This is a genomic window from Pseudochrobactrum sp. AO18b, assembly GCF_000409565.1.
Taxonomy (GTDB): Bacteria; Pseudomonadota; Alphaproteobacteria; order Rhizobiales; family Rhizobiaceae; genus Pseudochrobactrum; species Pseudochrobactrum saccharolyticum.
Window position 1 is genome coordinate 1 of record NZ_ANNO01000179.1, and the last position, 11197, is coordinate 11197.

An 11197-nucleotide genomic window follows, 5' to 3' on the forward strand; every position below is an offset into this window, starting at 1 on the left:
CCCGGAAATGCCGGTACTTTCAGCATTTCAAACTGACGCAGGCGTTCGCGATTGCCGGTCACCGTTTCTGCATAGAGTTTACCCATAAAATTGGCGAGCATCACGCCATGGCCGGAATAGCCGCCCGCGCTGATGACATTGGGCATTACCTCGCGCACAAAAGGCTGGCGCGGCATGGTAATGCCAACCGAGCCACCCCAGCTATGAGTGATCTCAATATCTTGAAGTTGCGGATAGATTTCCATGATCTGGCGGCGGATATGGGTGGTAATGTCGCGCGGATTATCGGCCGTATAGGCTTCACGTCCGCCAAATAGCAGTCGCCCGTCTTTGGAACGACGGAAATAACGCACCACAAAACGGGAGTCGTCGACGGATTCACCACCCGGTAAAACGCGGCATGTATCATCCAGTGGCACAGTCGCGCCGATAAACGAGCGGATCGGCATCACATGGGCTGCGCTGACCGGCTCCAGATTGCCGCCATAGGCATTGACTGCGATCAGGGCTTTTTCCGCATTGATGATGCCGCGTGCAGTTTTGACGATTACACGGCCATTGGATGAGGTAATAACGGTGGCTTTGCTGTTCTCATAGAGCTTTGCGCCGGCCTGAGATGCGGTTCTCGCCAGACCGATCAATAATTTGAGCGGGTGAATATGGCCAGTGCCGCTGTCATAGGTGCCGCCGAAATAGCGTTTTGAGCCGAGTTTTTCGGCAACCTCATCGCGTTCCATATAGCGCAGATGCGGATAGTTGAAGCGCGAGGCCATAATTTCGCTATGGGCTTTATATTGTTTGTCATAGCGTTGTTTATGCGTCACAGACATGTGCCCCTGCACATATTCCATGTCGATATTATGCTGCACAGCAAAGCTTAAAAGATGATGTTTGGCTTCTTCCGCCAGATCAAAAAGCGCTTTAGCATGGTCGAAACCATATTGCTTTTCCAGATCTTCCGCCCCGCAACGCTGGCCGGTATTCAGCTGTCCGCCATTGCGGCCTGATGCGCCGTCACCGAAACGCGCTTCATCAAGCAACACGACTTTAATACCCTGAACCGCCAGATGATAGGCGGCAGACAGGCCGGTATAGCCACCGCCGATAATAACGACATCTGTCTGGACTGATCCGTCAAATTCGGGATAGCGCGGCCGCTCACTGATACTTGCCTCATACCATGACAGTCCTGGAGAAATCGGGCTCTGATAATGCTGTGGCTGCTGCATTGGGTGCCTGTATGTCGGAGAGCAAAAGAATGTAAGACGTATATTTCGGCAGAAATTGTTCCGGCACATTGATTAAAAACAACGTGCCGGAAGGAATATTATACGTTGAGCAGCAGATATTCCCGCTCCCACGGGCTGATCACTTCCATGAAAGTCTCAAACTCTGCGCGTTTAATCGCGGCATAGGTGGTGGCAAAACTTTCACCGAGCAGAGCTTTCAGTTCCGCATCTTCTTCAAACAAGTTGACTGCCTCGATCAGGCCGCGCGGTAGTTCCACCTCATTGCGGTTGACAGATGTGGCAACCGGCGCATCCGGCATGATCTTGTTTTTCAGGCCGATCAGGCCGCAGGCAAGTGAAGCTGCCAGTGCCAGATAAGGATTGGCATCGGAAGACGGAATGCGGTTTTCCACACGTCGTGCTTGCGGATCAGACCGTGGTACGCGCAAGGCGGTGGTGCGGTTATCATAGCCCCATCTGACATTGACCGGCGCAGAGGCATCCGGTGTAAGGCGGCGATAGGAATTCACATAAGGCGCAAACATCACCAAAGCATTCGGCACATGTTTCTGCATGCCGCCGATGAAGTGATAAAACGCTTCGCTCTCGGTGCCGTCTTCATTGCTGAAGATATTCTTGCCGGTCTTTTTATCAACAATAGACTGGTGAATATGCATGGCCGATCCCGGCTGACCCTGAATAGGTTTGGCCATGAAAGTTGCATACATATCATGTTTGAGTGCAGCTTCGCGGATGGTGCGCTTGAACATGAATGCCTGATCGGCCAGTTCAATCGGATCGCCGTGGCGCAGGTTGATTTCCAGCTGACCGGCACCTTCTTCGTGGATCAGCGTATCAATCTCCAGCCCCTGCGCTTCGGAGAAATGATAAATATCATCGATCAGTTCGTCGAATTCATTGACGCCAGCAATAGAATAGCCCTGACCGCCGCCAATAGCGCGACCTGAACGACCGACAGGCGGAGTGAGCGGATAATCCGGATCGGGATTTTTGCGCACCAGATAGAATTCGATTTCCGGCGCTACAACCGGCTTGAGACCGAGTTTGGCATATTCATCGACCACACGTTTCAGCACGTTGCGCGGGGTGAATTCCGCCACGCGGCCATCCTGATAAACGAGGTCGCACAGAACTTGTGCTGTCGGGTCAGATTCCCACGGTACAACGGTGAGGGTTGAGAGATCGGCGACAAGGCGCAAATCGCCGTCATCTTCCGGATAGACGAAGCCGTGGCCGTCATCCGGATAGTCGCCGGAAATGGTGACCATGAAAACGGCGGATGGCAGAGCCAGTGTGGAATTGGAGATGAATTTCTTGGACGGCATCATCTTGCCGCGGGCGACACCCGCCTGATCGGGCGTGATGCACTCAATATCTTCAATGTCGCGCCATGCCAGCCATTCAGAAGCTTCTTTCCAGTTTTTGACGCCGCGCAGCGACTTGACATAGGCTGGTGTACCGCGACGTACAGTTTTGCGCGGTTTTTTCTTCTCAGTAGGTGTGACAGGCATTAATCACCGGATAGCTGTTTACGTTAAGGTCACTATAGCTTCTCATGTGACCTTTAACAAACAGAGTAGCATTTGTGTGCGTAAGCGTAAGTCCTGTTGTCAAAAATATTTTTTGGCGTGAGCTGTTGAAAATGATGGTTTTTGAAATACGCAGGCTGCCCGGAAATACCTTGAAGAATTTGAGGATAATGCAAGGTAATCAGTCATGATATCAGAGCAGCCTGCGATTGTGCGGTTCCACCAGAAATAACGACCCTGAGGAAATGCGGGAAGGGTGGTTGGGGGGGATGGAGCCGAACCTGAGAAATCTGGATGCTGCCCTGCCGCCTTAAAACGGCAGGGCAATAGGAGGATGCTTAGGAAAACTGCAAAGCTTAACTGCGGGTCACAACAACCGGCGTCAGCAGATCACCCCACTGGCCTTCGCCACCATGATGGCGGGCGGAGCGCACCAACTCAACGGATACGCCTGCATCAACGGCTTTCATAACAGCGTGGTTGAGGCGGTGAAGATCGTTGGCCAGCATGCGGATTGCAGCCTTCTGGTCTTCTGTCATAGCCGAAGCTTGTTCTTCGGCCCGTTCTTTAACCTGTGGTTTGGTCATCATGGTCTTTATCCTTGGGTTATAGTCAGGTCGTGAGCTGAAGTTGCGTTTGAGGTGAATATCCGTAGCCGGCAAGGTGCCCATTACTGGGCGAAGGAGAGAAACCGGCTACGGATGGCTGTCATGCAGAGTTGACTGGAGTCCGGCTCTGCTGATCCGTCTTCTGCTTATTCGGCAGCAGGGCGGAACTGGTCATGTTCGGTCGATTCACTCATGGCCGTTGTTGAAGACTGGCCGCCGGTGATCGCCATGGAAACGGCATCGAAATAGCCGGTGCCGACTTCGCGCTGGTGCTTGGTTGCAGTGTAACCATTGGCTTCTGCCGCAAATTCTGCTTCCTGCAATTCCGAATAGGCCGCCATCTGACGATCTTTGTAGCCGCGTGCCAGTTCGAACATGCCGAAATTGAGCTGGTGGAAACCGGCTAGTGTGATGAACTGGAACTTGTAGCCCATCGCACCCAGCTCACGCTGGAATTTGGCAATGGTTGCATCATCAAGGTTTTTCTTCCAGTTGAACGACGGTGAGCAGTTATAGGCCAGCAGCTTACCCGGATGTGCTTTATGCACGCCTTCGGCAAATTTACGCGCCTGTTCCAGATCGGGTTTCGAAGTTTCGCACCAGATCAGATCGCAATGCGGAGCATAGGCGACAGCGCGGGCAATACATGGCTCAAGACCGTTCTTCACATGGTAGAAACCTTCAACGGTGCGACCTTTTTCATAATCAACAAATGGCTGATCTCGCTCATCAATATCCGAGGTCAGCAGCTTGGCGGCCTCCGCATCGGTACGGGCGATAACCAGTGTCGGCGTGCCCATAATATCAGCGGCAAGACGCGCGGCATTCAGATTGCGGATATGCGCTGCAGTCGGGATCAGAACCTTGCCGCCGAGATGGCCGCATTTCTTTTCCGATGCCAGCTGATCTTCAAAGTGAACACCGGCAGCACCAGCCTCAATGAAAGCCTTCATGATTTCGAAAGCGTTCAGCGGGCCGCCGAAACCTGCTTCAGCATCGGCAACAATTGGCGCAAACCATGTGTCTACGGACAGGCCTTTACCTTCTGCGGTTTCAATCTGGTCGGCGCGCTGCAAAGTGCGGTTGATGCGCTTTGCCAGTTCCGGTGCCGCATTGGCCGGATAGAGTGACTGATCCGGATACATTGCGGAGGCGGTGTTCGCGTCGGCTGCAACCTGCCAGCCGGAGAGATAAATGGCCTGCAAGCCTGCACGAACCATCTGCATCGCCTGATTGCCAGAGAGGGCACCCAGTGCATTAACGAAGTTTTCCTCATGAATGAGTTTCCACAGACGGTTGGCGCCCATTTCGGCCAGACTGTAGCGGATTTCAACCGAACCGCGCAGGCGCTTTACATCTTCAGCAGTATGCGAGCGCTGCAAGCCGTCAAAACGGCCTTTTGGTGCGGATGGAACCAGATTGTAAAAATCAGTCATGATCAGATATCCTGTAAAACTGTGTCATCAGATTTTGAGTTGAATGCTTGTTTTGTCTGTGACCAGATTTACAGATGCTGCATATATTGGCGAGAAAAATACGCAATAACAGCATTTTATTCGGGTTATGCTGTATGTGTTTTGACAATATGGGTTTGTAAATTTGTAAGTTTTGTAAATTTGACAAATCGTAAGAATTAGTCACATTCTTTACAGATCGGATAAATCCGGTTGTTTCTTGGAGGGGCAGACCTGTGGCAGAACGTAAAATATTTGCCGGTGCGCGTATTCGGCGTATCCGCAATGAGCGGGCGCTGACACAGGTTGCGATGGCCGAGGATTTGGGTATCTCGCCATCCTATCTCAATCTGATTGAGCGTAATCAGCGGCCGTTAACGGTGCAGTTGCTGCTGAAACTGGCCTCGGTCTATAAAGTGGATCTGGATCAGTTGCAGGAAGAAACCGGCTCGGTGCTGGCCGGTCTGAAGGAAGTGTTTTCCGAGCCGCTTTTGGCCGGTGAACTGCCGGGCGATCAGGAGCTGATTGATATTTGCGAGGCCGCGCCAAACGCAGCTGCGGGCGTACTGAAATTATTCCGTGCCTATCGTGAACAGCAAAAGCGTCTCACCGACCTGTCTGATATGATGGTGCGCGAGGGCAAAGCACTGAGCCTTGCGCCGACACGCCTGCCATTAGATGAAGTGCGTGAAGTGCTGGCGCGCAAGCCGCATTATTTCGAGCGGATTGAAGCGGAGGCCGACAGTTTTAACCGCCTGCTGAAATCGGAAGACGGGCTGGCTGTTGCGCTGAAACAATGGCTGAAACGTGAGCAGTCGATTACCGTGCGTACATTGCCAGCCGCGACTATGCCGAACTGGCGTCGGCGTTATGACCGCCACTCTTTGCGGTTGTTTATTTCCGAGCGTTTGTCGATCTTTGACCAGACACGCGAGATTGCCATGGAAGCTGCTTCTATCCGTATGCAGGTGGTGATCGGAGCCGAGCTGGAAGATCTGAAGCTGAGTTCAGCGGAGGCCAAGCGCATCGCGCGTTTTGAGCTTTTGCGTTATGCCGCTCATGCATTGATGATGCCCTATACGCCGTTTCGCGAGGCGGCACAGCGCGCAAAATATGATATTGATGTCTTGCGCGCGCGTTTCAACGTGTCTTTTGAGCAGGTCGCATGCCGTCTGACCAGTCTGCAAAAGCAAGGCGCTTCCGGTATCGCTTTCCTCTTGCAGGAGATCGATCAGGCCGGAAATCGCTTGCGGCATTTCGGAGCGCAGGGTTTTCCGCAGGCGCGTTTTGGCGGTGCCTGTCCGAAGTTGCAAGTTTACAATGCTTTTTCCCATCCGCAGCAATATCTGGCGGAGCAGGTGGAACTGCCGGATAAAACGCAATATCTGACCATCAGTCGCACGGTTGAAGGGCCGCAAACCGGATTTGGTGAGCAGCCGCGCCGGACAGCGCTCATGCTGGCTTGTGATGCATCTGCGGCGCAGGATACGGTCTATGCTGCTTATCTGGCGGGCATGTCTTCCGGCTCAGCGGTCAGTCCGGTTGGTACGGCCTGTCGTTTATGTGAGAGACAGGCTTGCCTTGCCCGTGCCGAACCACCACTGACCCGCCCGCTGGCGCTGGATGAAATGGTGTCGGGTTTCTCTGCCTATGACTTTCAGTAAGGGGCGTTAAAGGCGGGTAAGATTCGGGCATTTTGCCTGTCATGGTTTCTGTGTGGCATATCTTTGAAAGATAAGGCTTATATCCCCGTTCTTCGGCACCCGTTCTGACCGGATAAAATATCCTTTTGTGCGCCCTGAAGGACACACAAAGTTTAAAATTGTGTTCATTAAATTCAAATAATCGGCGCTATGCGGTTTAAGCGTCATCTTTCCGTTGACGAAAGCAAATTAATCTCAAAAGGTAACGGAGAATGCACATTGAAGGGCAATGTGTGAGGGATGATTTGGCTTGCAAGGCTTTTGCCCCATAAAGCTTTCTGGACGGAGTGACTGATGAAGATCAAAGCCCATTTGCTTTCATATGTTTCTGCCAGCTGTGTGGCACTTGCTGCACTGCTGCCTGTTCTGCCGGCTGCTGCGCAGGAGCGCGTGCTGAACATCTATAACTGGTCTGATTATATTGATGATTCCATCCTGAAAGATTTCACCAAGGAAACCGGCATTAAAGTCGTTTACGACGTGTATGATTCCAACGAAATCCTTGAGACAAAATTGCTGGCCGGTGGCAGCGGTTATGACATTGTTGTGCCTTCCGCTGAATTTATGGGCCGTCAGATTCCGGCAGGTGTTTTCCAGAAACTGGATAAAGACAAACTGCCGAACCTGAAAAATATGTGGGACGAGATCACCAAGCGCACCGTCGCTTATGATCCGGGCAATGAATATTCGGTCAATTATATGTGGGGCACCACAGGGATCGGTTACAACAAAGCCAAGATCAAGGAAGCGCTTGGTGTTGACGAAATCGATAGCTGGGATGTGCTGTTCAAGCCTGAAAATTCGGCAAAGCTGAAAGATTGCGGTATTTACCTACTGGATTCAGGCAGTGAAATGCTGCGTCCGGCGCTGCATTATCTGGGCTTTGACACCAATAACCCAACCGCTGAAAGCTTCGCCAAGGCGGAAGAACTTTACTTAAGCATCCGTCCGAATATCCGTAAATTCCATTCGTCTGAATATATTAATGCGCTGGCCAATGGCGATATCTGCATGGCTGTCGGCTATTCGGGTGATATTTTTCAGGCACGTGACCGTGCGGAAGAAGCCAAAAACGGCGTGGAAATTGGCTATTCCATTCCGAAAGAGGGCGCTCTGATGTGGTTTGACCAGATGGCCATTCCGGCAGATGCCAAACATGTTGAAGAAGCGCATGAATTTATCAATTATATCATGCGTCCTGAAGTGATCGCTAAGGCTTCGGACTATGTGTTTTACGCCAATGGCAACAAGGCATCGCAGGAATTCATCGACAAGGAACTGCTGAATGATCCGGCGGTTTATCCGAGTGAAGAAGTGATGAAACAGCTCTTCGTTCCGATGCCTTACCCGCCGAAAATCAACCAGATGGCAACCCGCACCTGGACCAAGATTGTGACAGGGCACTAAGCAGATCAGGGAACAAACGGGGCAAATGCCCCGTTTGTTTTACGGCCTGCAACAAGCACCACAAACCGGATGCACAGGTTTCCGGAATTTTATCCGCGACATTTCAAATATGTTTAAGGCTTACAAGACCCGCAATATGAGGGGAACAGCATGAAATCTTTTGGTAGTTTCCGCCGCAAGTTCTCACCTTGGAACGATCCGGCAGCCAAGCCCTATATTTCATTCGAAAACATCGTCAAAAAATTCGACGATGTGACGGTGATTGATGATCTGTCGCTGAATATTTTTAACCGCGAGTTTTTTGCGCTGCTGGGCGCATCGGGCAGCGGTAAATCCACTTTGATGCGTATGCTGGCGGGTTTTGAAGAGCCGACTTCCGGTCGTATCATGCTGGACGGGCAGGATATGCGCGGTATTCCTCCCTATAAACGTCCTGTGAATATGATGTTCCAGTCCTATGCTTTGTTCCCGCATATGACTGTTGAGCAGAATATTGGTTTCGGTCTGAAACAGGACGGTATGGCCAAATCGGAAATGGCAGATCGTGTGAACGATATGCTGAAACTGGTGAAGCTGGAGAAATATGCCAAGCGCAAGCCGCATCAGCTTTCCGGTGGTCAGCGCCAGCGTGTAGCTTTGGCGCGCGCTGTAGCCAAACGTCCGAAAGTACTGTTGCTGGATGAGCCGCTGGGCGCGCTGGATAAGAAACTGCGCGAAGAAACCCAGTTCGAGCTGATGGATTTGCAGATGAATCTCGGTTTGACTTTTTTGATCGTCACCCACGATCAGGAAGAAGCGATGACCATGGCTGACCGTATAGCTGTGCTTGATAAAGGCCAGATCATGCAGGTGGCGACACCGGCCGAAGTCTATGAGGCACCGAGCAGCAAATTTGTGGCCGACTTTATCGGCAATATTAATATTATTGAGGGCGAGGTCAGCCATTTTGCCAATGGTGAAGCGGATATTGACAGTCCGGCAAACAATGTCGCCATCCGCACCAAAACCGGTAAAGATCTGCATGCCGGTCAGAAGGTCTGGTATGCGATCCGCCCTGAGAAAATCACTATCAGTCGCGAGAAGCCGGAAGATGTGTCGATCAATGCCTTGCAGGGTGAACTCTGGGATATCGCCTATTTCGGCGATATGAACGTGTTCCATGTGCGCTTGCCGAATGGCCGCACCATCAAGGCCTCAAGCATGAACTCCGTGCGCCGCACTGAAGATCCGCTGGGTTATGATGAACAGGTCTGGGTGTCGTTTGAAGATGATGCCGGTATGGTTCTGGTTGCCTGATCACCAAAAGCGCATTCCGAAAAATGTGATCGGTTTTCGGATAATATGCGCGTCATTAGAGCGCCGTGCGCCCGATAGGCGCACAAAGGTCGCTCTAACACTTTAAAACTAGAGCATAATTTCATCTAAAACTGTTTCAAGTTTAAGGAATTATGCTCTAAAGAATTGAGGGGTAGTCCATGCAAAAAATAATTGCAGCTATTGCTTCCAGAGCGGTGATCGCCGTGCCTTATATCTGGCTCGGTCTGTTTTTCCTGATCCCGTTCTTCATTGTCTTTAAAATTTCGCTGTCGCAGGTGGCGATGGCGATACCGGCCTATGATCCGCGCTTTTTCTGGAGTGACGGCTTAAGTGTCATCTGGCAGAAAATCCAGCAATTTTCTTTCGAGAATTATATCTGGCTGACGCAGGATTCGCTCTATTACAAGGCCTATTTGTCGAGCGTAAAAATTGCTGCCGTTTCGACTTTTCTGGCGCTGCTGATCGGTTTTCCGCTGGCCTATGGCATGGCGCGCGCGCCGCTGACACTCCGTCCGACCTTGCTGATGCTGGTGATCCTGCCATTCTGGACATCCTTCCTGATCCGCGTTTATGCATGGATTGCGATCCTGAAACCGGAAGGCTTGCTCAACCAGTTTCTGATGTCGCTGAATATTATCGATACGCCGCTGACGATCCTGAATACGGATACCGCGATTTATATCGGTATCGTCTATTCCTATCTGCCTTTCATGGTGCTGCCGATCTATTCCGCATTGGAAAAGATGGACTATTCGCTGATTGAAGCGGCACAGGATCTTGGCTGCACACCGCTGAAAGCCTTCTGGAAAATTACATTCCCGCTGGCTTTGCCGGGTGTGATTGCCGGATCGATGCTGGTTTTCATTCCGGCAATCGGTGAGTTCGTGATCCCTGATCTGCTTGGTGGTTCCAGCACATTGATGATTGGTAAGACCCTGTGGAGCGAGTTTTTCTCCAACCGTGACTGGCCGGTTTCGGCTGCCGTGGCAGTGGTATTGCTGGTTATTCTGGTTATTCCGATTGTGCTGTTCCAGAAAATGCAGACCCGTGCCGAGGGGAGTGGCAAATAATGAACACAACATCCTGGTCACGTTTTAACATTGTCTCGGTGGTGCTGGGCTTTGCCTTTCTCTATCTGCCGATTGTGCTGCTGGTGATTTACTCCTTCAATGAATCGCGTCTGGTGACTGTCTGGTCGGGTTTCTCGGTTAAATGGTATGTGGAGCTTTTCAACAATCAGGGGCTTAAAGATGCCGCGTGGGTGACGTTACGCGTTGGTGTATTGTCAGCCACGATTGCCACTATCCTCGGTACTCTGGGCGCGCTGGCTTTGACACGCTATACGCGCTTTCGCGGCCGTACCCTGTTCTCCGGCATGATTTATGCACCGCTGGTAATGCCGGAAGTGATTACCGGCCTGTCCTTGCTGTTGCTGTTTGTGGCTGTGGGTTTTGACCGCGGCTTCTGGACAGTGACATTGGCGCATATCACCTTTGCCATGTGTTTTGTGGCGGTGGTTGTGCAGTCGCGTCTGGTGAGTTTCGATCGCTCGCTGGAAGAAGCGGCGATGGATCTCGGTGCGCCGCCGGTGACAACTTTTATGAAAATCACCCTGCCGATTATTCTGCCTGCGGTGGTTTCCGGCTGGATGCTGGCTTTCACTCTTTCACTGGATGATCTGGTGATTGCGAGCTTCACTTCAGGGCCGGGCGCTACAACACTGCCGATGAAAATCTACAGTCAGGTGCGTCTCGGCGTAACACCGGAGATCAATGCGGTCTGTACATTGCTGATCGGTCTGGTGGCTACCGGCGTGATTATCGCTTCGGTCGTCAATAAGCGCCGCGTGGTACAGCGCCAGCGTGATGAACAGGCAGCCTTCCGCCTCGGCTGATCTTTTCCTAGAATGCGAACTTAAAAGCCCGGGGC

At 51.8% G+C, this 11197-nt stretch carries 9 protein-coding genes; 5 read left to right on the forward strand and 4 right to left on the reverse strand.

Going from position 1 to position 11197, the window contains the following annotated elements; genetic code table 11:
- The 4 genes from A918_RS0107690 to aceA all read right to left on the reverse strand — a co-directional run.
- The coding region (locus A918_RS0107690) for an FAD-binding oxidoreductase (protein ID WP_022710498.1) at positions 1-1229 on the reverse strand (1229 nt) is incomplete at its 3' end.
- A gap of 98 nt (positions 1230-1327) precedes the next feature.
- Positions 1328-2761 (reverse strand): glutamine synthetase family protein, encoded by a 1434-nt coding sequence (locus tag A918_RS0107695; RefSeq protein WP_022710499.1) that lies wholly within the window; start codon positions 2759-2761, stop codon positions 1328-1330.
- A 374-nt stretch (positions 2762-3135) separates the two neighbouring features.
- Complete coding sequence (locus A918_RS0107700; RefSeq protein ID WP_022710500.1) at positions 3136-3369, reverse strand: hypothetical protein; 234 nt, start codon at positions 3367-3369, stop codon at positions 3136-3138.
- Positions 3370-3533: 164 nt separating this feature from the next.
- Positions 3534-4823: an isocitrate lyase gene (aceA, locus tag A918_RS0107705; protein WP_022710501.1), complete on the reverse strand. Its 1290-nt coding sequence runs from the start codon at positions 4821-4823 to the stop codon at positions 3534-3536.
- 254 nt (positions 4824-5077) lie between these two features.
- Here aceA and A918_RS0107710 point away from each other — a divergent pair, with 254 nt between their 5' ends.
- The 5 genes from A918_RS0107710 to A918_RS0107730 all read left to right on the forward strand — a co-directional run bounded on the left by A918_RS0107710 (position 5078) and on the right by A918_RS0107730 (position 11162).
- Positions 5078-6505: a short-chain fatty acyl-CoA regulator family protein gene (locus tag A918_RS0107710; RefSeq protein WP_022710502.1), complete on the forward strand. Its 1428-nt coding sequence runs from the start codon at positions 5078-5080 to the stop codon at positions 6503-6505.
- 333 nt (positions 6506-6838) lie between these two features.
- On the forward strand, positions 6839-7951 hold the full coding sequence (locus tag A918_RS0107715; RefSeq protein WP_022710503.1) for a polyamine ABC transporter substrate-binding protein: 1113 nt from the start codon (positions 6839-6841) through the stop codon (positions 7949-7951).
- A 150-nt stretch (positions 7952-8101) separates the two neighbouring features.
- The gene (locus A918_RS0107720) at positions 8102-9247 is read left to right on the forward strand and encodes an ABC transporter ATP-binding protein (protein ID WP_022710504.1); all 1146 of its coding nucleotides are present in this window, start codon (positions 8102-8104) and stop codon (positions 9245-9247) included.
- Positions 9248-9426: 179 nt separating this feature from the next.
- Positions 9427-10338: an ABC transporter permease subunit gene (locus A918_RS0107725; protein ID WP_022710505.1), complete on the forward strand. Its 912-nt coding sequence runs from the start codon at positions 9427-9429 to the stop codon at positions 10336-10338.
- Positions 10338-11162: an ABC transporter permease gene (locus A918_RS0107730; RefSeq protein ID WP_022710506.1), complete on the forward strand. Its 825-nt coding sequence runs from the start codon at positions 10338-10340 to the stop codon at positions 11160-11162. The genes A918_RS0107725 and A918_RS0107730 overlap by 1 nt, the downstream gene beginning before the upstream one ends.
- The last annotated feature ends 35 nt before the right edge of the window (positions 11163-11197 follow it).

Excerpts from the sequence above, each read along its gene's own strand:
- A918_RS0107695 (WP_022710499.1), bottom strand. The coding sequence starts at position 2,761 with ATGCCTGTCACACCTACTGAGAAGAAAAAACCGCGCAAAACTGTACGT.
- A918_RS0107700 (WP_022710500.1), bottom strand. The coding sequence starts at position 3,369 with ATGATGACCAAACCACAGGTTAAAGAACGGGCCGAAGAACAAGCTTCG.
- aceA (WP_022710501.1), bottom strand. The coding sequence starts at position 4,823 with ATGACTGATTTTTACAATCTGGTTCCATCCGCACCAAAAGGCCGTTTT.
- A918_RS0107715 (WP_022710503.1), top strand. The coding sequence starts at position 6,839 with ATGAAGATCAAAGCCCATTTGCTTTCATATGTTTCTGCCAGCTGTGTG.
- A918_RS0107720 (WP_022710504.1), top strand. The coding sequence starts at position 8,102 with ATGAAATCTTTTGGTAGTTTCCGCCGCAAGTTCTCACCTTGGAACGAT.
- A918_RS0107725 (WP_022710505.1), top strand. The coding sequence starts at position 9,427 with ATGCAAAAAATAATTGCAGCTATTGCTTCCAGAGCGGTGATCGCCGTG.
- A918_RS0107730 (WP_022710506.1), top strand. The coding sequence starts at position 10,338 with ATGAACACAACATCCTGGTCACGTTTTAACATTGTCTCGGTGGTGCTG.